General features: G+C 67.4%; 17 protein-coding genes and 1 riboswitch. Of the genes, 11 read left to right on the top strand and 6 right to left on the bottom strand.

What is annotated here, in order from left to right:
• Positions 1-143 precede the first annotated feature (143 nt).
• Together RI032_RS07900 and RI032_RS07895 are read left to right on the top strand one after the other, a co-directional pair.
• Positions 144-662, top strand: coding sequence for a c-type cytochrome (locus RI032_RS07900; RefSeq protein WP_043400625.1), 519 nt, complete (start codon positions 144-146; stop codon positions 660-662).
• Between the two features lie 208 nt (positions 663-870).
• Entirely contained in the window at positions 871-2,316 is a 1,446-nt protein-coding gene (locus RI032_RS07895; RefSeq protein ID WP_312250132.1) for an ExeM/NucH family extracellular endonuclease, read from the top strand.
• 301 nt (positions 2,317-2,617) lie between these two features.
• On the opposite strand, the gene RI032_RS07890 is transcribed toward RI032_RS07895, so the two are convergent.
• Entirely contained in the window at positions 2,618-3,475 is an 858-nt protein-coding gene (locus tag RI032_RS07890; RefSeq protein ID WP_322548096.1) for an EamA family transporter, read from the bottom strand.
• A 43-nt stretch (positions 3,476-3,518) separates the two neighbouring features.
• On the opposite strand from RI032_RS07890, the gene RI032_RS07885 reads away from it, so the two are divergent.
• Both RI032_RS07885 and zapE read left to right on the top strand, forming a co-directional pair.
• Positions 3,519-4,190 carry an alpha/beta hydrolase gene (locus RI032_RS07885; RefSeq protein WP_010487046.1) on the top strand — a complete coding sequence of 224 codons (672 nt, stop codon included), beginning with the start codon at positions 3,519-3,521 and terminating at the stop codon, positions 4,188-4,190.
• Positions 4,187-5,287 (top strand): cell division protein ZapE, encoded by a 1,101-nt coding sequence (gene zapE, locus RI032_RS07880; RefSeq protein ID WP_029380119.1) that lies wholly within the window; start codon positions 4,187-4,189, stop codon positions 5,285-5,287. Before RI032_RS07885 ends, zapE begins: the two co-directional genes overlap by 4 nt.
• Positions 5,288-5,389: 102 nt before the next feature.
• Here the strand turns inward: zapE and RI032_RS07875 are convergent, their stop codons facing one another.
• A complete protein-coding gene (locus tag RI032_RS07875) occupies positions 5,390-6,226 on the bottom strand; it encodes a DUF2884 family protein (protein ID WP_322548095.1) in 837 nt (278 codons plus the stop codon).
• 530 nt (positions 6,227-6,756) lie between these two features.
• Here RI032_RS07875 and RI032_RS07870 point away from each other — a divergent pair.
• Both RI032_RS07870 and RI032_RS07865 read left to right on the top strand, forming a co-directional pair.
• On the top strand, positions 6,757-9,159 hold the full coding sequence (locus RI032_RS07870; RefSeq protein ID WP_019337780.1) for a ribonucleoside-diphosphate reductase subunit alpha: 2,403 nt from the start codon (positions 6,757-6,759) through the stop codon (positions 9,157-9,159).
• A 147-nt stretch (positions 9,160-9,306) separates the two neighbouring features.
• Positions 9,307-10,326 (top strand): ribonucleotide-diphosphate reductase subunit beta, encoded by a 1,020-nt coding sequence (locus RI032_RS07865; protein ID WP_005407669.1) that lies wholly within the window; start codon positions 9,307-9,309, stop codon positions 10,324-10,326.
• 144 nt (positions 10,327-10,470) lie between these two features.
• Here RI032_RS07865 and RI032_RS07860 read toward each other — a convergent pair whose 3' ends face one another.
• The gene (locus RI032_RS07860) at positions 10,471-11,106 is read right to left on the bottom strand and encodes a LysE family translocator (protein ID WP_322548094.1); all 636 of its coding nucleotides are present in this window, start codon (positions 11,104-11,106) and stop codon (positions 10,471-10,473) included.
• Between the two features lie 151 nt (positions 11,107-11,257).
• Between RI032_RS07860 and RI032_RS07855 the strand changes: the two genes are divergently transcribed.
• From RI032_RS07855 to RI032_RS07845, 3 genes are all read left to right on the top strand, one after another.
• The gene (locus RI032_RS07855; protein ID WP_010487034.1) at positions 11,258-11,659 is read left to right on the top strand and encodes an acyl-CoA thioesterase; all 402 of its coding nucleotides are present in this window, start codon (positions 11,258-11,260) and stop codon (positions 11,657-11,659) included.
• A gap of 55 nt (positions 11,660-11,714) precedes the next feature.
• Entirely contained in the window at positions 11,715-12,521 is an 807-nt protein-coding gene (locus tag RI032_RS07850) for an NAD-dependent protein deacetylase (protein ID WP_049409979.1), read from the top strand.
• 160 nt (positions 12,522-12,681) lie between these two features.
• Entirely contained in the window at positions 12,682-13,782 is a 1,101-nt protein-coding gene (locus tag RI032_RS07845; RefSeq protein WP_043400603.1) for an NADH:flavin oxidoreductase/NADH oxidase, read from the top strand.
• A gap of 3 nt (positions 13,783-13,785) precedes the next feature.
• On the opposite strand, the gene RI032_RS07840 is transcribed toward RI032_RS07845, so the two are convergent.
• On the bottom strand, positions 13,786-14,697 hold the full coding sequence (locus RI032_RS07840) for a LysR family transcriptional regulator (RefSeq protein WP_010487028.1): 912 nt from the start codon (positions 14,695-14,697) through the stop codon (positions 13,786-13,788).
• Positions 14,698-14,811: 114 nt separating this feature from the next.
• On the opposite strand from RI032_RS07840, the gene purU reads away from it, so the two are divergent.
• Positions 14,812-15,663: a formyltetrahydrofolate deformylase gene (gene purU, locus RI032_RS07835; protein ID WP_029550788.1), complete on the top strand. Its 852-nt coding sequence runs from the start codon at positions 14,812-14,814 to the stop codon at positions 15,661-15,663.
• A 105-nt stretch (positions 15,664-15,768) separates the two neighbouring features.
• Here purU and pncA read toward each other — a convergent pair whose 3' ends face one another.
• Positions 15,769-16,395 carry a bifunctional nicotinamidase/pyrazinamidase gene (gene pncA / locus RI032_RS07830; protein WP_049409976.1) on the bottom strand — a complete coding sequence of 209 codons (627 nt, stop codon included), beginning with the start codon at positions 16,393-16,395 and terminating at the stop codon, positions 15,769-15,771.
• Between the two features lie 56 nt (positions 16,396-16,451).
• Positions 16,452-17,138 (bottom strand): epoxyqueuosine reductase QueH, encoded by a 687-nt coding sequence (locus RI032_RS07825; RefSeq protein ID WP_082587898.1) that lies wholly within the window; start codon positions 17,136-17,138, stop codon positions 16,452-16,454.
• 161 nt (positions 17,139-17,299) lie between these two features.
• Positions 17,300-17,514, bottom strand: a riboswitch (cobalamin riboswitch).
• A gap of 154 nt (positions 17,515-17,668) precedes the next feature.
• Between RI032_RS07825 and RI032_RS07820 the strand changes: the two genes are divergently transcribed.
• Complete coding sequence (locus RI032_RS07820) at positions 17,669-19,516, top strand: patatin-like phospholipase family protein (RefSeq protein WP_053443779.1); 1,848 nt, start codon at positions 17,669-17,671, stop codon at positions 19,514-19,516.
• The last annotated feature ends 272 nt before the right edge of the window (positions 19,517-19,788 follow it).

Here is a 19,788-nt window from a genome sequence, read left to right as displayed (position 1 = left end):
CGCTACCCGCATGCGGCCACGGCCGCATGTTGCGCCGCACCAGCAGTGACGCCTGTTGTCGCACGCAAAGCGCGTTCTATACTCGGTCCATCACGCAGTCGCTCAGCCGTGGTCCAACGACTATCAGCCAGGGGTAACGAAGAGTGCGGAATTACGATCTGGAGTTCCTGAAACGCTTCTCCATGGTGATCGCGCTGCTGGCGACCATCACCCTCGGCCTCATCCTCCTTGCCGCCTACATCCACACTCGGATTCCGCCCGAGGTGTCGCCGGCCGCGGCCAAGCGCACCGAACAGCGCATCTCGCCCACCGGCGCGGTCTATGCCGGCAGCACCGGCGCCGCCGCGCAGGCCGCCGCCAAGGCCGCCGCGCTGGCCAAGGCCGCGTCGCAGGTGGCCTACGGCGGCACAAAGGACGGCAAGGTCATCTTCGACAACCTGTGCACCGCCTGCCACACCACCGGTGTGGGCATGGCGCCGACGCTGGACCATTCGCACTGGGACAAGCGCATCGCACAGGGCAAGGACACCCTCTACAAGCACGCCATCGAGGGCTACACCGGCCCGGACGGCGGCATCATGCCGCCCAAGGGCGGCAACCCGGCGCTGACCGAGGAACAGATCCACGCCACCGTGGACTGGATGCTGGGCAACCTGAAGTAGACGCCCCAACGCGCTGCTTCCTGTAGAGCCGAGCCCACGCTCGGCTGCTCTCCGCGCGGTGTGGGCAGGTGCAGCCGAGCATGGGCGCGGCTCTACGATTCCCAGGCTTTGCCCACCGAGGCCTGATCGCTCATATGCCCCCGCTGCGCAGGCGGGGTTTCGCATTTCAGGGTTAGTCTGTGCGCCTCTTCCATGGAGTCGCCCGTCGATGCGCCGCCGTTCCCTCGCCCTTGCCCTGTCCCTGCTGCTGCCGGCCGGCGCCTTTGCCCAGGCCCAGCCGCAGGCCGCACCGGTCGCGTCGCCCTCCACTGCGCGCAGCAGCGCCACCGTGGTGCTGACCGCCGCGCCGGCCGACTGGCGTGTGCTGGATGGCCAGCGCGTGCGCATCGCCGCACCGCTGACCCTGGCCGGTACCGACGGCCTGGAGCGCTTCGGCCAGCTCACCGTGGCCTTCGATGGCCGCCTCTGGCAGCCGACCGAAGTGGCCGCGCCGGGTACTGCCGGCTACGAGCAGGTGATGGCCGACAACCAGCGCCGCCGCCTGGTGCTGGACGACGGCAGCGATGCCCGCGACCCGGCCAGCGTGGCCTACCTGCCGGCCAACCCGGTGCTGCGCACCGGCATGCAGCTGCGCAATGTGGAAGGTGTCGTGCACATGGACGCGCAGGGGCGGCCGCGCCTGCAGGTCGAAGGTGTGCTGAAACTGCCGGAGCTGAAGCGTCCGGCGGTGCCGACCGTGCCGGGCGGCCTGCACGTGGCGGCCTTCAACCTGGAGAACTTCTTCAACGGTGATGGCCAGGGCGGTGGCTTCCCGACCCTGCGCGGCGCGCGCACGCTGGACGAGCACAAGGCGCAGGTGGCCAAGCTGGTCACCACGGTCAACGCGCTGGGCGCCGATGTCGCCGCGCTGATGGAGCTGGAGAACGACGGCTACGGTCCGCAGTCGGCCATCGCCGAACTGGTCGATGCGCTCAACCGGGACCGCGGCGCGCAGGGCGACTGGCGCTTCGTCGACGCGGGCAACGGCCCCGGCGACAACCCGATCCGGGTCGGCATCATCTACCGCAGCGCGCGCCTGCAGCCGGTCGGCAAGCCGGCCACGCTGACCGGTGGTCCATTCGTCGAGCACAGTCGCGTGCCGCTGGCGCAGGCCTTCCAGGGCAAGCAGGGCGCACCGTTCGTGGTGGTGGCCAACCACTTCAAGTCGAAGGGCTGCCGCGACGCCGCCGGTGCCGACGCCGACCGCAACGACAACCAAGGCTGCTGGAACGCCACCCGCGTGACCTCCGCGCAGCAGCTGCATGCCTGGCTGCAGACCGACCCGACCGGTACCGGTGCCAAGGACGCGGTGCTGCTCGGCGATTTCAATGCCTACGCGATGGAAGACCCGATCCGCACCCTGCATGACCTGGGCTGGCAGGACGCGTTCAAGGTGGCCAAGGTCGAGCATCCCTACAGCTACGTCTACAACGGCTATACCGGCCGCCTTGACCACGCGCTGCTGAGCCCGGGCATGGCCAAGCGCCTGCGCGGCGCCGCCGAATGGCACAGCAACGCCGACGAGCAGGACGCCAGCGGCTACCAGGGCCGCAACGTGCAGGGCCCGTGGCGCAGCTCCGACCACGACCCGCTGCTGCTGGGTTTCGACAAGTAAGGTTCGCCGGGGACCTGCTCTGGTAGGCACCTTGATCGGCACGGATGCCGCCTTTGCTTTTGATCTACCAGTCCGCCTTCAAGCGAGCCGAGCATCGCAGGTGAATCAGGGGCGAAGAGGCGCCGATGTCTGAGCGCAGCGAGTTCGGCGCCGTCCCCTGGTTCACCGAGAAGCGCAGGGAACCGGTGCACAGCACCGGCTCGCGGCTGGCGGCGCGTTTCTTTTGGTTACTTTTCTTTTCGCGCGAAAAGAAAAGCGACATCCCACCGCGGGCGCGGAAATGGCCCGCCGCAACCAACGCTCACCCCCAGGCGATCAACCCGATCGCCAGCACCGCCAGCGCCAAGCCGGCGCGGTTCCACTTCGTGGTTGCCTCGCCGAACGCGAACACGCCCACCAGTGCACCCAGCACCACCACGCCGATGTTCATGCCGGCGAACACGGTGGCTGGGCTCTCCGGCATCGACTGATGCGCGTGCACATAGAAAAGAATGTTGCCGCCATTGAGCAGGCCCAGCAGTGCACCCGCGCTGAGGTTGCGCCAGGCCAGCCGGCTGCGGCCACTGACATGCCGCCACAGCTGCAGCGCCAGCATCAGCACGAAGGCCACGCTGAAGCTGGCCAGTACCGCCGCCATCGACGGCGTGCCCGACAGCGCCACCTGCTTGAGTAGCACGTCGACCACCGCGAACCCGGCCCAGACGCCCAGCAGCCAGCCCCAGCCACCGGGTGAGGACGCCACCGCCGGTCCGCGCGGGCGCAGGCTGATCGCCACCATGGCGACCAGGCCCAGCGCCAGGCCGACCAACTTCCACGGCGTGGCGGTCTGGCCGAAGAACAGGAACGCGGCGGCCAATGACAGCAGCAGCGACAGCCGCTGCGCCACGTCGCTGCGGACGATGCCGGCCACCGCCACCGCGCGGCCCAGCACCAGGAAGATCGACGGCAGCACCACCGCCAGCGCCAGCAATGACAGCCACGGCGCATGCGGCGCGCGCAGCGCGTCCAGCGGCGGCTGCAGCACCGCGGCGGTGAGCGTTGCAGCCACCAGATAGTTCCAGGTGACCATCTGCGCGACATCCAGCTGGCGGCGTCCGGCCACCTTCAACAACACCGAAACCAGCACGCTGCAGATCACGGCCAAGGACAGGTAGAGCATGGGGCGGGCACAGGGCGGGGGCAGGGGACGGTATCATGGTGCCATGCACAAGCCTTCGTTCCCCGTCGCCCCTGGCGAAACCGCCTGCCTCGAACTGGACGGCCCGGCCGGCCCGCTGGAAGTGGTCGTCGACCTGCCCAAGGCCGGCGCGCCGGTGCAGCCGATCGTGGCCATTGTCTGCCATCCGCTGTCCACCGAGGGCGGCACCCTGCACAACAAGGTGGTCACCATGACCGCCACCACCCTGCGCGAGCTGGGCATCGCCACGGTGCGCTTCAACTTCCGCAGTGTTGGCGCGTCGGCCGGTGAGTTCGACCACGGCGTGGGCGAGCAGGACGACCTGAAGGCCGTCGCCGCCTGGGTGCGCAGCCAGCGTCCGGACGACCGCCTGTGGTTGGCCGGTTTCAGCTTCGGCTCGTTCGTGTCGCTGAAGGCCGCTGCCGCGCTGCAGCCGGAAGCGCTGATCTCGATCGCGCCGCCGGCCGGTCGCTGGGATTTCGATGGCATCGCACCGCCGGCGCGCTGGCTGGTGATCCAGGGCGAGCAGGACGAGATCGTCGACCCGCAGGCCGTCTACCAGTGGCTGGACACGCTGGACTTCCCGCATGAGCTGGTGCGCATGCCCGAGACCAGCCACTTCTTCCACCGCAAGCTGATCGACCTGCGCGGCGCGCTGACCCACGGCGTGAAACATTGGCTGGGCGCAGCGGCATGAGTGCAACCGAGTTGACCCCGTCGCAGCGGTACGCGGAAGGGGTCGCCCGTGGCGACTGGCAGAACGACCCGGCCCAGCATGCGGCGCTGGCCGAGCTGGACCGCATCCACCTGGGCCTGCTGGACAGTGCCGAGGACGGCTGGCTGGACCGCCTGTCCTCGTTCTGGAAGAAGCCGGAGCCGGTGAAGGGCCTGTATTTCTGGGGTGGCGTCGGCCGCGGCAAGACCTTCCTGGTCGACCTGTTCTACGACGGGCTGCCGATCAAGCAGAAGTACCGCACCCACTTCCATCGCTTCATGCGCAGCGTCCACGAGCGCCTGCGCGAGCACCAGGGCCAGAGCGACCCGCTGGCGAAGATCGCCCAGGAATGGCGCAGCAACCTGCGCGTGCTGGTGCTCGACGAGTTCTTCGTCACCGACATCGGCGATGCGATGCTGCTGGCGCGGTTGCTGGAGCGCCTGTTCGCCGAGGGCGTGACCCTGGTCACCACCTCCAACACGGCGGTGGAGAACCTGTACCTCAATGGCCTGCAGCGCGAGAGCTTCCTGCCGGCCATCGGCCTGCTGCAGCGCTTCTGCGTCGAGTTGTACGCCGAAGGCACCGAGGATTACCGCATGCGCGCGCTGACCCGCTCGCCGGTGTACCGCGCACCGCTGGCGGCCGACAGCGATGAGTGGCTGGCCACGCGCTGGAACGAGCTGAGTGGCGGCCAGCCGGCCAAGGCCGGCAACATCGAGATCGAGGGTCGCAAGATTCCGGTCCGTGGCCGCGGCAAGAGCATCGCCTGGTTCGATTTCGCCGCGCTGTGCGAGGGCCCGCGGGGGCCCTCGGACTACATCGAGATCGCGCACGAGTTCAACACGGTGCTGCTGGGCGGCATTCCGGCATTCGATCGCCTGAACGAAGATGCCGCGCGCCGCTTCGTCAACCTGATCGACGAGCTGTACGACCGCCACGTCAACCTGGTCTGCACCGCCAGCACCTCGCCGATCGAGCTGTACACCGGCCAGCGCCTGCAGGGCGCGTTCGAGCGCACTGCTTCGCGCCTGATCGAAATGCAGAGCGCCGAATACCTGGGCACCCCGCACCGGGCGTGAGGGTAGTGCCGTTTGTAGAGCCGAGCCCACGCTCGGCTGCCTTTGCATGATGTGCCGAAAAGCAGCCGAGCGTGGGCTCGGCTCTACGACAGCACGGCGCGGCTATCGGGTGGGCGCAACCGCGCTCCCCAACGGCCGCTCATCCGGCCCGGCCGACACATGCAGCCCCGAGCCGCTGCCGTGCTCCACCCGAACGCTCTCGCCGCGCTCCAGCAGCCGCAGTGGCTGTCCCTGGTAGCGCACTTCCAGCGCATCGTGGGCCTCTGCCAGTGAACGCACCAGCGGGCAAAGGGCCATTGCCTTGGCTTCCAGCTGCTGGCTGCGCGCTTCCATGCGGCGGTCGACTTCGGCATCGAGGCGATCGGCGCGGCGCTCCATGGCCCCGGCGCGGCCGGTGAACACCTGCCACAGCACGCTGCGGGTCATCGACCCGGCCATCGTCTCGGCCATCTGCTCGATGTGCGCGTCGAAGCCGTCGCCGAAGCTGTCCTGTTCCCAGTAGCCGCGGCCCAGGCTGGCGTCGATCCAGTCCTGCATCTCGCCGCGCATCGCCCGCATCTGGCGGTTGCGGGACTTGCCGGTGATGGCCTCGAAGGCAGCGTCCAGCGCATCGAAGGTGACCCCGGAGACTTCGTGGGCCAGTGCGGTGGCCGCCGGCATCAACTGGCGGGCACCCGCCTCCATCTGCCGCAGGCGGGCGGCGTCGGCGGCGCTGACCGTGACCATCCTGCCGTCCAGGCTCAGCTCGCCGTCGTGGAACACCACTTCATGCGGCGCCTGCGGGCCATCCCGCAGCCAGATGCCGCCGCTGTCCACCAGCACGTCATAGTCGGTATGGATGCCGCACTGGTCCGAACGCAGGTCCAGCCCCTCGGCGGCCAGCGCCGGGGCGATGAACAGGGCGGGCAGCAGGGCCAGCGCGGGCAACCGCAGGTGCATCGGAGCATCCTTTTCCGGGAGCGAGCGGCCAGCATCCGCCGTCAGCGCGCGGGCGTCACCGGCCGGAAGTCACCCGTCCACCGGATTCCCACCGGCTGCCCACCATCTATCCACAGGGTTGTCCCTAGCCAGTTTCATCACTGTCATGTGAAGCTGTCATTGTTCCGTTTTCGCGGTGCGTTGTACCACCGCAATGATGCCTTTCGGGCTTGACTGCGCAGCCCGTTCCGGCAGGTCTGAAGCGTCTGATCCGGGCGCCGATGGCACGATCCTTGCGGCGCAAGGGATTGCCGAATTTCACTACATTTGGCGTTGACGGACCCCACTACCCCCACTATCTTGTGGCCGTCGGTCGCAGCAACCCCAATTCCAGGGGATGCCCGGGGTACCCATCCGCGATCGCCAACGGCAGTGGCAGGCGCAGGGTCTCATCCCCTGCGACGCCGTCCTGCCATCCTGGGCTGTCATGTCCCGGGCTGCGTCACCCGATGCATCGAGCACCCACCAATCACGCCAAGAGGACACACGCCGTGACCACCGAATCCAGCGCCACCATCGAGAAGGAAAGCGAATTCCTGTTGACGTCGCCGCCGACGGCCAACGCGATGAGTGTGACCAAGCGCAATGGCACGACCGAACTGGTGGACCTGAACAAGATCGTGCGCGCGGTGCAGCGTTCCTCCGAAGGCCTGCACGCCGTCGATCCGATGCGCGTGGCCACCCGCACCATTTCCGGCCTGTACAACGGCGCCACCACCCGCGAGCTGGACGAACTGTCCATCCGCACCGCCGCCCTGCTGATCGGTGAAGAGCCCGAATACGGCCGCCTGGCTGCGCGCCTGCTGGCCAACTACATCGCCAAGGAAGTCTCCGGCCAGGAAATCTACGCCTTCTCGCAGTCGGTCAGCCGTGGCCATGAAGTCGGCCTGATCAACGACCGCCTGCTGAACTTCGTGCAGACCAACGCACGCAAGCTCAACGATGCCATCGACATCTCGCTGGACCTGAACTTCGATTACTTCGGCCTGCGCACCCTGTACGACCGTTACCTGCTGCGCCACCCGCACACCCGCAAGGTGATCGAGACCCCGCAGCAGTTCTTCCTGCGCATCGCCAGCGCGCTGAGCGAGGACGTGTCCGAGACCCTGGCGCTGTACAAGCGCATGGGCAACCTGGACTACCTGCCGTCCAGCCCGACCCTGTTCAACTCCGGCACCACCCACGAGCAGCTGTCCTCGTGCTTCCTGCTGGACTCGCCGCAGGACTCGCTGGAGTCGATCTATGCCAAGTACGGCGACATCGCCCAGCTTTCCAAGTTCTCCGGCGGCATCGGCGTCAGCTATACCCGCGTGCGTTCGCGTGGTTCGCTGATCAAGTCGACCAACGGCCACTCCAACGGCATCGTGCCGTGGCTGAAGACCATGGATTCGTCCGTGGCCGCGGTGAACCAGGGCGGCAAGCGCAAGGGCGCGGCCTGCGTGTACCTGGAAACCTGGCACGCCGACATCGAGGACTTCCTCGAGCTGCGTGACAACACCGGTGACGAAGCCCGTCGTGCGCACAACCTGAACCTGGCCAACTGGGTGCCGGACCTGTTCATGAAGCGCGTCGAGGCCGACCAGGAATGGTCGCTGTTCGATCCGCGCGTCGTGCCGGAGTTCACCGACCTGTTCGGCGAAGCCTTCGAAGCCGCCTACCTGCAGGCCGAAGCGCAGGGCAAGGCCAACCGCACCATCTCTGCCCGCAAGCTGTACGCCCGCATGATGCGTACGCTGGCCGAGACCGGCAACGGCTGGATGACCTTCAAGGACAAGTGCAACCGCGCCAGCAACCAGACCCTGCGTCCGGGCAACGTGATCCACCTGTCCAACCTGTGCACCGAAATCCTGGAAGTCACTTCCAACGATGAAACCGCGGTGTGCAACCTGGGTTCGATCAACCTGGGCAACCACTTCGACGAGCACAACGAGTTCGACTTCGAGAAGCTGGCCGAGACCGTGCGCCTGGCCGTGCGCCAGCTCGACCGCGTCATCGACCTGAACTTCTACCCGATCGAAACCGCCCGCCGCGCCAACCTGCGCTGGCGTCCGGTCGGCCTGGGCTGCATGGGCCTGCAGGACGTGTTCTTCCGCAAGCGCCTGCCGTTCGACAGCGCCGAAGCCCGCGCCCTGTCGAAGAAGATTGCCGAAGCGATCTACTTCCACGCGCTGGAAACCTCCTGCGAGCTGGCCCAGGAACGCGGCAAGCACCCGTCGTTCAACGACACCCGTGCCGCCAGCGGCGAACTGCAGTTCGACGCCTGGAACGTGGTGCCGGAAGACACCGCACGCTGGGATGCCCTGCGTGAGCGCATCAAGGAACACGGCCTGCGCAACTCGCTGATGATCGCGATCGCCCCGACCGCGACCATCGCCTCGATCGCCGGCTGCTACGAGTGCGTCGAGCCGCAGGTGTCCAACCTGTTCAAGCGCGAGACCCTGTCCGGTGACTTCCTGCAGGTCAACCGCTACCTGGTGAACGAGCTGAAGAAGCTGGGCCTGTGGACCGCCGACATGCGCGATGCCATCAAGCTGGCCGAAGGTTCCATCGCCGGCGTGGCGCAGATTCCGGAAACGCTGCGCGAGGTCTACCGCACCGCGTGGGAACTGCCGATGCGCTCGCTGATCGACATGGCCGCCGAGCGTGGCGCCTTCATCGACCAGTCGGCCTCGCTCAACCTGTTCATGGAAAGCCCGAACATCGGCGCGATGTCCTCCATGTACATGTACGCCTGGAAGCAGGGCATCAAGACCACCTACTACCTGCGTTCGCGCCCGGCCACCAAGATCGCCAAGACCACGGTGAGCAGCGCGGCCCCGGCCAAGGTGTTCAGCCCGGACGAAGCCATCGCCTGCTCGCTGGAAAACCCGGAAGCCTGCGAGGCCTGCCAGTAACACGCCGCGCGGTGGCTGCCGACCGTTGGTCGGCACTCGAACACCTCGCACCTGTAGAGCCGAGCCATGCTCGGCTGCAGCACGGAAACACCAAGGTAGCGCCGGGCCACGCCCGGCGTTTTGACCCGAGAATTCAAGGAAACACCCATGGCCGACAAGCCCAAGCAGATGCTGCTCGATCCCGGTTTTGAACTGACCCTGCGCCCGATGCGCTACCCGCAGTTCTATGACATGTACAGGAACGCGATCAAGAACACCTGGACGGTGGAAGAGATCAACTTCCAGATCGACATCACCGACCTGCACAGCAAGATGTCGCCGGGTGAGCGCCACCTGATCCACCGGCTGGTCGCGTTCTTCGCCACCGGCGACTCGATCGTGTCCAACAACCTGGTGCTGAACCTGTACCAGCACCTCAATGCGCCGGAAGCGCGCATGTACCTGTCGCGCCAGCTGTATGAAGAAGCGCTGCATGTGCAGTTCTACCTGACCCTGCTCGACAACTACCTGCCGGATCCGGAAGAGCGCGCCAAGGCGTTCTCGGCGGTGGAGAACATCGACTCGATCAAGAAGAAGGCCGACTTCTGCTTCAAGTGGATCGACTCGATCCAGAGCCTGACCCGCATCGAGACCCGCGAACAGCGCCGCCAGTTCCTGCTCAACCAGATCTGCTTCGCCGCTTGCATCGAAGGCCTGTTCTTCTTCGCTGCCTTCGCCTACGTGTACTACTTCCGTTCGCGTGGCCTGCTGCCGGGCCTGGCCTCGGGCACCAACTGGGTGTTCCGCGACGAGAGCGCGCACATGGAGTTCGCGTTCGAGTCGGTGCGTGTGGTGCGTGAGGAAGAACCGGACCTGTTCGACGAAGAGATGAAGCAGCAGGTCTACGACATGCTGGCCGAGGCGATCGAGTGCGAAGTGCAGTTCGCCGAGGACGTGCTGTCCGGCGGCGTGGCCGGCATTTCCACCCGCGACATGCGCCAGTACCTGCAGCACTGCGCCGACCAGCATTTCGCCAAGCTGGGCATGGAAAAGAAGTACAACGTGCGCAACCCGCTGCCGTTCATGGAACTGCAGGACGTGCAGGAACTGACCAACTTCTTCGAACGCCGCGTCTCGGCTTACCAGGTCGGCGTGCAGGGCGAAGTGGCCTTCGACATGAACTTCTGATCGAACCGGTCAAGCCTGTCGCAACGAAAAACCCCGGCGATCGCCGGGGTTTTTTGTTGCGCGCCTGGCTTTTGCAGAGTCGAGCCATGCTCGACTGCTGTCCGCGAAGATCAGTCGAGCATGGCCCGACTCTACAAAGAGCGGCTATCGCCGCCCTTCCACCGCCATGCGCACCGCCAGCCCGGCCAGTACCGTGCCCATCAGCCAACGCTGCACCATCTGCCAGGTGGGGTGCGCGGCCAGGAAGCCGGCGATGCTGCCAGCGGTCAGCGCGATCATGCCATTCACGCTGACACTGACCAGGATCTGGGTGGAGCCCAGCACGATCGACTGCATCAGCACGCTGCCTTCGCTGTCCGGGTGCAGGAACTGCGGCAGCAGCGACAGGTACATCACCGCCACTTTGGGGTTCAGCAGATTGGTCAGGAAGCCCATCGTGAACAACTTGCGCGGGCTGTCCTGCGGCAGGTCGCGCACTGCAAACGGCGAACGGCCACCCGGCTTGAGCGCCTGCCAGGCCAGGTACAGCAGGTACAGCGCGCCGCCGATGCGCAGCGCGTCGTAGGCGAACGGTACCGTCATCAGCAGGGCGGTGATGCCCAGCGCCGCGCACAGCATGTAGAACACGAAGCCCAGCGCCACCCCGCCCAGCGAGATCAGTCCCGCCATCGGCCCCTGGCAGATCGAGCGCGAGATGACGTAGATCATGTTCGGCCCGGGCGTGATCACCATGGCCAGCGAGACCAGTGCAAAGGCCAACAGGTCGGAAAGTGCGGGCATGGGCGGTCCTGGCAGTGGGCGTGGCGCAGTGTAGCGCCTGCCATGGGCGGGGCCTGCGCAGGCACCGCTGCCAGGTGGCCATTGCACATGCGTTCCGATGGCCGTCACGCCGGTCGCATAAAATTACCGGACCCCACACCGAAGCACCTCCATGACCCCGAGCCCCGAGACCGTGCCGCCCACCGAAGTGCGCATGGCCGAAATCGTCTTCCCGAACCACACCAACCACCTCGGCACCCTGTTCGGTGGGCAGGCACTGGCGTGGATGGACAAGGCGGCCTTCCTGGCCGCCGCCCGCTATTCGCGCCGCACGGTGGTGACCGCGCGCAGCGACCAGGTCGACTTCAAGCTGCCGATCCGCATCGGCCAGATGGTCGAGACCATCGGCCGCATCGTCGAAGTCGGCCGCAGCTCGATGAAGGTCGAGGTGGAGCTGGTCGCCGAAGACCTGCATAGCGGCGAGCGCAAGCTGTGTACCCGCGGCCACTTCGTGATGATCGCGCTGGACGAGGAAGGCCACCCGATCGCGGTGCCACCGCTGCCGGCGGCCTGACCCGGCCAACGGACCGGCGCTTGCGGGGGCGCCGCCGCGCCCCCATCTGGCAGCCATGACCCCGCCACTGACCGACTTCATCGACCGCGCCCAGCGCCTGTTCGTGCTGACCGGCGCTGGCTGCAGCACCGCCTCGGGCATTCCCGATTACCGGGATACCGACGGCCAGTGGAAACGCACGCCGCCGGTGACCTACCAGGCCTTCATGGGCGAGGCGGCCACCCGCCAGCGCTACTGGGCGCGCAGCCTGCTGGGCTGGCCGCGCTTCGGCCTGGCCCGGCCCAATGGCACCCACCAGGCCCTGGCTGCCCTGGAAAGCCGCGGCAAGCTGCAGGTGCTGCTGACCCAGAACGTGGACGGCCTGCACCAGCGGGCCGGCAGCCGCAACGTGATCGACCTGCATGGCCGACTGGATCGGGTGCGCTGCATGGGCTGCGAACGCCGCAGCGGCCGCGAGGACTTCCAGCAGCGCCTGCTGGACGCCAATCCGGGCTGGGACGCGCTGGAGGCCGGTATCGCCCCGGATGGCGATGCCGATCTGGAGACCGATTTCTCCAGCTTCGTGGTGCCCGATTGCCCGTCCTGCGGCGGCCTGCTGAAGCCGGACGTGGTGTTCTTCGGCGAAAACGTGCCCCGTGAACGCGTGGCAGCGGTGCATGAGCACCTGCAGCAGGCAGACGCCGTGCTGGTGGTGGGTTCTTCGCTGATGGTCTATTCCGGTTTCCGCTTCGTGCAGGCGGCGGCCAGGGCAGGGCTGCCGGTGGCGGCGCTGAACCGCGGCCGCACCCGTGCCGACGACCTGCTGCAGTTCAAGGACGAGCGCGATTGCGCCGAAGCCCTGGCCACGTGGGCTTCGCCCTGAGCCGAGCGTGGGCTCGGCTCTACAGGCGATTGTGGGCTTCTGTAGCGCCGGGCCCATGCCCGGCTGCAGCAGGCTGCGCGAAACAGCGATCCATCCAGATGGTTGATCCGCGAGCCGCGCAGCGGTGCAATACGCACCCCCTACGTCGTTCATCACCGTCTTGAGCCAGCTGTTCTCGCCGATTTCATTCGGCCCCCTGACCCTGTCCAACCGCATCGTCATCGCGCCGATGTGCCAGTACTCCGCCGAAGACGGTCGCGCCAGCGACTGGCACGCCATGCACCTGGGCAACCTGGCGCAGTCGGGCGCTGGCCTGCTGATCCTGGAAGCCACCGCGGTAGAGCCGCGCGGCCGCATCAGCTGGGCCGATCTGGGCCTGTGGGACGACGGTACCGAAGCCGCGTTGGCACAGGTGCTGGCCAGCGTCCGCCGCTGGTCGCCGATGCCGCTGGGCATCCAGCTCGGCCACGCCGGCCGCAAGGCCTCGGTGAAGCGCCCGTGGGACGGCGGCGGCCAGTTGCCAGCCGATGATGCGCGTGGCTGGTCCACCGTGGCGCCGTCGCCGCTGCCGTTCCATGCCGGCGATCCGGCACCGCAGGAACTGGACGAGGCCGGCATCGCCGAGGTCATCGCCGCCTTCGCCGCCAGTGCGGTGCGCGCCGAGCGCCTGGGCTTCGAGCTGATCGAGCTGCATGCCGCGCACGGCTATCTGCTGCACCAGTTCCTGTCGCCGCTGAGCAACCGCCGCACCGATGGCTATGGTGGCTCGCTGCCGAACCGCCTGCGCCTGCTGGTGGAAGTGTTCGACGCGGTGCGTGCGGCAGTGTCCGACAAGGTCGCCGTGGGTGTACGCATTTCCGCCAGCGACTGGGTCGACGGTGGTTGGGATCTGGTGCAGAGCGAAGCGCTGGCCCAGGTGCTGGACGCGCGCGGCTGCAATTTCCTGCATGTCTCCAGCGGCGGCCTGGACGAGCGCCAGAAGATCACCGTCGGCCCGGGCTACCAGGTGCCGTTCGCGGCGGCGATCAAGGCCAAGGTGCGCATGCCGGTCATCGCTGTGGGCATGATCACCGAGCCCGAGCAGGCCGAATCGATCCTGCGCCATCGCCACGCCGATGCCGTGGCCCTGGCGCGCGGCATCCTCTACGACCCGCGCTGGCCGTGGCATGCCGCCGCCGCGCTGCGCGACAGCGTGGAACCGGCGCCGCAGTACCTGCGCTGCGAGCCGCGCGACGCGCGCGGCGTGTTCAAGGCGCGCTGAGGCTCACACCCGCCAGGCCGGCGCCATGCCGGCCTGCAGGTGCTCGAACAGCGCGCGGATCTTGGCGGTGAAGTCGCGGCGGTCGCTGACGCAGAAATAGACCTCCATCGGCTCCGGGCGCCACGCCGTGTCGGCGCCGAACACCGCCTGCAGGCGGCCATCGCGCAGGTAGGGCTCGGCCACGAATGCGGCCAGCCGGGTGATGCCGGCACCGGTCGCGGCAAGCGTTGCCAGTGCATCGATGTCATCGCAGACCATGCTCGGCGGCAGTGCGGCGTCCACGCGCTGGCCATCCTTCAGCAGGCCCCAGCGCAGCGGCCGGCCATCGGTGGGGAAGCGGTGCAGCAGCCCGCGATGACCGCTCAGCTCGGAGGGCTGCTGCGGGGTGCCGTGCGCTTTCAGATAGGCCGGCGAGGCACAGAACACGAAGGGCACGCGTGCCAGCTGCCGTGCGACCACGCCATCTTCCAGCTGCGCACCGATGCGGATGCTGGCATCCACCGCTTCCGGGCCATGCTGCACGGCGCGGTCGGTCAGGCGCAGCTCCAGCTGCAGTTGTGGGTAACGCTGCTGCAGTGAAGGCAGCAAGGGGGCAAGCACATGGCGACCGAAGGCGCTGCTGCTGGCGATGCGCAGCGGCCCGGCCGGCTCGATGTCACCGGCAGTGACCATCGCCTGCGCGCGCGCCAGGTCGGCTTCGATGTGGCGCACCTGCGCCAGGTACAGCGCGCCGGCCTCGCTGAGGGCCAGCTGGCGCGTACTTCGGTTCAGCAACCGTACCCCCAGATGCGCCTCCAGCCGGTTGATGTTCTGGCCGACTGCGGTGGCGCTGATGCCAAGGATGCGGGCCGCGGCGGCAATGCTGCCGGTCTCTGCGGTGCGGGTGAAGCTGCGGATCAGTTGCAACAGGTTCATGACCGACCAGCTTGCCACGGGGAGTTCCAAGTATCGCTTGGGACTGAACCAAGCAGGTCGGTTGCATCGGTGACCATCGATCCGGCAGGCAGGTCGCTGCCCTACACTCGAGCCATGCGCCCCGATTCCATCCTCACCCTGTCCTGCCCCGACCGTACCGGTATCGTCTACCGCGTGTCCGGCCTGCTGTTCGACCATGGCTGCAATATCCTCGACGCCCAGCAGTTCGGTGACGAGGAAAGTGGCCGCTTCTTCCTGCGCGTGCACTTCGACCGCGATGCCAGCCTGCCGCTGGAGACCGTGTACGCCGCCATGGCCACGCTTGCCGAAGGCTTCGGCATGGACTGGCAGCTGCATGATGGCCGCCGCCGCGCACGCCTGCTGGTGCTGGTCAGCAAGCAGGGGCACTGCCTCAACGATCTGCTGTTCCGTGCCCACAGCGGCCAGTTGAAAGTCGACATCGCGGCAGTGGCGTCCAACCACGCCGATTTCGCGCCATTGGCCGCGTCCTACCAGGTGCCGTTCCACCATCTGCCGGTGACCGCCGATACGCGTGCGGTGCAGGAGCAGCAGATCATCGACCTGGTCGAGCGCGAGCGCATCGATCTGGTGGTATTGGCGCGCTACATGCAGATCCTGTCCCCCACGCTGTGCCGCGCACTGGCCGGCCGTGCGATCAACATCCACCACAGCTTCCTGCCCAGCTTCAAGGGCGCGCAGCCGTATCACCAGGCGCACGCGCGCGGGGTCAAGATCATCGGTGCCACCGCGCACTATGTCACCGAGGATCTGGACGAAGGCCCGATCATCGAACAGGACGTGGCCCGCGTGGACCACGCGATGGCACCGCGCGAACTGGTGCGGCTGGGCAGCGATACCGAATCGCTGGTGCTGGCGCGCGCGGTGCGCCGCCATGTGGAGCACCGCATCCTGCTCAACGGGCACCGAACGGTGGTGTTCCGCTAGGATCGGGTTGAATCTACTGTCGCGTGCCCTGTCACCGTCTTTCCCTCGATCCTGATCGGTATCCCGCACCCAGCGACGACGCGTCCATTGAGCAGCGGTCGCCCGTCAGATGATCGCAATCCCCGCCTTGCCCAGCGCCTCGCGCACCATCGTATCGTTGGCCTCGGTCACCGGCCGGGTCAGCTCCCACAGGAACTTCACCCGGAAGCCGGACTTCACCGCGTCCTGCGCGCTCCACAGTACGCAGTAGTCGCGGGCCAGGCCGCACACATGCACTTCGCGGATGCGGCGCTCGTGCAGCCAGCCGGCCAGGCCGGTAGCTGGGCGCTCGCCATCGGGGCCATGGTTCTCGCGGAAGGCGCTGTACGAATCCACCTGTTGGCGCGTGCCCTTGCGCAGGATCAGGTCGGCCACGGTCCAGTCCACGCCCGGGTGCAGGGCGGCACCGGCGCTGCCCTGCACGCAATGGTCCGGCCATAGGGTCTGCGGCTGCGCGTGCAGCAGGATGGTCTCGAAGGGGCGTTGGCCGGGGTGCTGGCTGGCGAACGAGGCATGGTCGGCCGGGTGCCAGTCCTGTGTCGCCACCACGGTGCGGTAGCGGCGCTGCGCCAGCAGACCGGCAATCGGTACCACCAGCGCATCGCCCTGGTCGCAGGCCAGCGTACCGCCGGGCATGAAGTCTGGCTGCAGGTCGATCACCAGCAGGGCGACATCGGCGGGCAGGGCGGTCATGGCAGGTCCACTACAACGTGAAGGGGCGACCAGCGTGGCCGCCCCGGCGGCACAGGTCAATCGCCCTGCGGCGTCCCAGCGTCCTGCCCGTAGTACAGCAGGCCGATCTTGATCCGCTCACGGCCATTCTCGCGGCGATGGCGGTTGGCATCGCGCAGCGAGTACACGCAGCCGCAGTACTCCTGCTGGTAGAACTGCTCGCGCTTGCTGATCTCGATCATGCGGCTGGCACCGCCGCCCTTGCGCCAGTTGTAGTCCCAGTACTGCAGGCCCTCGTAGCGCGACGCGGCGCGGATGCCGCAGTCGTTGATCTGCGCCATGTTCTTCCAGCGCGAGATGCCCAGCGAAGAACTGATGGTGTCATAGCCGTGTTCGTGCGCGTACAGCGCAGTGCGCTCGAAACGCATGTCGAAGCACATCGTGCAGCGGATGCCGCGTTCGGGCTCGTTCTCCATGCCGCGCGCACGGCTGAACCAGTTGTCGGTGTCGTAGTCGCAGTCGATGAACGGGATGCCGTGCTGCTCGGCGAAGCGGATGTTCTCCTGCTTGCGCAGCTCGTATTCCCTCACCGGGTGGATGTTGGGGTTGTAGAAGAAGATCGCGTAGTCGATCCCGGAGGCGGTGATCGCCTCCATCACTTCGCCGGAGCAGGGCGCGCAGCATGAATGCAGCAGCAGGCGCTTGCCATCGGCGGGCAGGGTCAGGGTGGGACGTTGGAGCTCGGTCATCGTCAGGTACCGCATGGACCGCCGGCAACGGCGGTGGCCCATGCATCAGCGCGTGGGTGAACAGGTCTGGCCGGATACCGTGAAAAGGACGCGCGCGGCCGCATCGCCTGCACGCGCAGGACAACGACGGCCCCGGCAACCTCCCCGCGGAGATTCCAGGTCGAATCAGGGGACGGTCGTGTCCCCCGGCCGGGGCCGGTATTCGGGCTGATGGACACGGGCCGCAGCCCACCTACTACCTGCCGCTTCCCAGGCGCGAGCCCAGTGCTGTTGGCAGGATTCGTTTCCATTCACCGCTGCGGGGCAGCTCCGGAATGGGCGCGCGAGGCGCCTTCACCGGATTCCCGTTTAAATCCCGGCCGCCATCAATGCCACGGCGGGGATACCTTCGGCGTGCCCACGGTGGACGCGTCGAGGCCAATGGTCAAGGGCCAATCAAAGCGCAGGGCTGTGGCTCGTTTCTCAGGCTGTGAGAGCCCCTCTTGCCATACTGTGCATCGACAGACGGGAGGTGGCTCGTGGCGGCGAAGTACTGCGATCTGGTCATGAAAGGCGGCATCACCAGCGGCATCGTGTACCCCAATGCGGTACTGGCGCTGGCGCGCGAGTATCGCTTCAAGAGCATCGGCGGCACCTCGGCCGGCGCCATCGCTGCGGCGGTGGCGGCCGCGGCAGCCTGCGGTGATCGCCGCCAGCAGGCGGGCGAGCACCTGCCTGGCGATGCCGGCTATGGCGGGTTGTCGGCGGTGTCGGCGCAGCTGTCGCGGCGCGGCTTCATCTACAGCCTGTTCCAGCCGGCACGGGGCGCGCGTGCGGCCTATCGGCTGCTGGTGGTACTGACCGGCAATGCCCGCCTGCCGCACAAGCTGTTGTGCCTGGCCGTTGCCGTGTTCGAGATCGCGCCGCTGGAAGTGCTGGTGTCGCTGGCGCTGCTGCTCGGCCTGGGCTGGTGGGGTGGTGGTTGGAGCGGCGTGGCCGCCACGCTGCTGCCGTCGCTGCTGTGCGCTTACGGTGCCGGCGTGGCCGGTGCCGCGCTGCGGGTGGCGCGGGTGGCGCGGCGCAATCTGCTGGGCCTGTGCAGCGGCCTCGGCCGTGATGCACGCAAGCCGGCGTTGACCGAGTGGCTGCACGAGTGCCTGCAGCAGTTGTCCGGCAAGCCGCTGGATGCACCGCTTACCTTCGCCGACCTGCACGATGCACCGCGCTATGCCGGCGAGCCGGACAGCCCGCATGCGATCAGCCTGCAGATGATCACCACCTGTGTGTCGCACAACGAGCCGCGTACGCTGCCGCTGGGTGGCGCGCAGTTCTGGTTCCTGCGCGAGGAGTTCGAGCAGCTGTTCCCGGCCAGCGTGGTGCAGTGGCTGGTGGATCAAGCTGGCCCGCCGTTGGAGGTGGAGGGGCGACGGTACTACCACCTGCCGCAGGGCCCGAAGCTGCCGGTGCTGGTGGCCACGCGCATGAGCCTGAGCTTCCCGTTGCTGATCAGCGCGGTGCCGCTGCATGAGCCCTCGCGGCGCGAGCGTCGCTGCGAACCCACCGCGCCTGCCGCCGACCAGGAGCACAACGTGGCCGACAGCATGGAAGGGCTGACCAGTGCCGGGCAGACCTGTGGCCCGGTGATCACCGCCTTCCGCATCTGCTGGTTCTCCGATGGCGGCATCAGCAGCAACTTCCCGATCCATCTGTTCGATGCCGCCTTGCCGCGCTGGCCGACCTTCGCCATCAACCTGGTCTACCCGCAGCACGCTGAAGAGGTGGGCCACGGCAGCAGCGGCCGCCAGTCGCTGGAACACGCGGTGTTCCTGCCCACCGAAAACCGTCATGGCTGGCAGCGCACCTATCAGTCGATCGCCACGCCGTTGGCGGCCGCGGAACTGGGGCGTTTCCTGTTCGCGGTGGTGGCGACCATGCAGAACTGGCGCGATCTGCTGCAGGCGCGCGCGCCGGGTTACCGCGACCGCATCGTGCACGTCAGCCTGCAGGGCGACGAAGGCGGCATGAACCTGGACATGCCGCAGGAGGTGCTGACCCGCATCGCCGACAAGGGCAGCCTGGCGGGCGCGCGCTTCTGCTCATTCTCGTTCGAGAACCACTACTGGATCCGCTGGCGCAACCTGGCCTCGGCCTACCAGCGCTACACGCTGGAAGTGGCGCGCACCGATGACCCGGCGCAGCAGGTGCTGGCCTACCGCGCGGCGTACGCGATGGTTGCCACTGGCCAGCCGACGCCACCGTCATACAAGCTGGGTTCGGAAGACAAGCGGCTGGCCTCGCAGCAGCTGTGGGGGTTGATGGTCGAACAGGGTCGCAGCTGGGAGGACCTCGGCCCCGACCTCACCGACGGCGCACCGCGCCCGTTGCCGCAGATGAAGGTGACGCCGATCTACTGACCCGGTAGTAGATCCACGCCTTGCGTGGATCCACCGTGTCGACCAAGGTCGACACCTACCAGAGCAATACGTCGTTCCGACAGATGGAAGGAAACTGTCGAAGGCGGGGTGGTGTCGGATTGCGGGGTGTCCGCGGCATGGATGCCGCGGCCAAGCCCCCAGGGACGGGTTCACGGCGTCCCCGTAATCCGACACCGCCCCGCCATCCCACGGAATGCCAGCTTTTGCTGTTGCTGTTGCTGTTGCTGTTGCTTCGGCTTCGGCAGGTGCAG

The organism is Stenotrophomonas geniculata, from assembly GCF_034508895.1.
Lineage (GTDB): Bacteria > Pseudomonadota > Gammaproteobacteria > Xanthomonadales > Xanthomonadaceae > Stenotrophomonas > Stenotrophomonas geniculata.
This window is presented reverse-complemented; position numbering and strand designations above follow the sequence as displayed.

What these genes read in the sequence shown, in the direction of transcription:
- zapE (WP_029380119.1), top strand. Translation starts at nt 4,187, where the DNA reads ATGAGTGCAACCGAGTTGACCCCGTCGCAGCGGTACGCGGAAGGGGTC.
- RI032_RS07855 (WP_010487034.1), top strand. Translation starts at nt 11,258, where the DNA reads ATGACCCCGAGCCCCGAGACCGTGCCGCCCACCGAAGTGCGCATGGCC.
- RI032_RS07860 (WP_322548094.1), bottom strand. Translation starts at nt 11,106, where the DNA reads ATGCCCGCACTTTCCGACCTGTTGGCCTTTGCACTGGTCTCGCTGGCC.
- RI032_RS07885 (WP_010487046.1), top strand. Translation starts at nt 3,519, where the DNA reads ATGCACAAGCCTTCGTTCCCCGTCGCCCCTGGCGAAACCGCCTGCCTC.
- RI032_RS07850 (WP_049409979.1), top strand. Translation starts at nt 11,715, where the DNA reads ATGACCCCGCCACTGACCGACTTCATCGACCGCGCCCAGCGCCTGTTC.
- RI032_RS07865 (WP_005407669.1), top strand. Translation starts at nt 9,307, where the DNA reads ATGGCCGACAAGCCCAAGCAGATGCTGCTCGATCCCGGTTTTGAACTG.
- RI032_RS07890 (WP_322548096.1), bottom strand. Translation starts at nt 3,475, where the DNA reads ATGCTCTACCTGTCCTTGGCCGTGATCTGCAGCGTGCTGGTTTCGGTG.
- RI032_RS07895 (WP_312250132.1), top strand. Translation starts at nt 871, where the DNA reads ATGCGCCGCCGTTCCCTCGCCCTTGCCCTGTCCCTGCTGCTGCCGGCC.
- RI032_RS07820 (WP_053443779.1), top strand. Translation starts at nt 17,669, where the DNA reads ATGAAAGGCGGCATCACCAGCGGCATCGTGTACCCCAATGCGGTACTG.
- pncA (WP_049409976.1), bottom strand. Translation starts at nt 16,395, where the DNA reads ATGACCGCCCTGCCCGCCGATGTCGCCCTGCTGGTGATCGACCTGCAG.
- purU (WP_029550788.1), top strand. Translation starts at nt 14,812, where the DNA reads ATGCGCCCCGATTCCATCCTCACCCTGTCCTGCCCCGACCGTACCGGT.
- RI032_RS07825 (WP_082587898.1), bottom strand. Translation starts at nt 17,138, where the DNA reads ATGCGGTACCTGACGATGACCGAGCTCCAACGTCCCACCCTGACCCTG.
- RI032_RS07875 (WP_322548095.1), bottom strand. Translation starts at nt 6,226, where the DNA reads ATGCACCTGCGGTTGCCCGCGCTGGCCCTGCTGCCCGCCCTGTTCATC.
- RI032_RS07840 (WP_010487028.1), bottom strand. Translation starts at nt 14,697, where the DNA reads ATGAACCTGTTGCAACTGATCCGCAGCTTCACCCGCACCGCAGAGACC.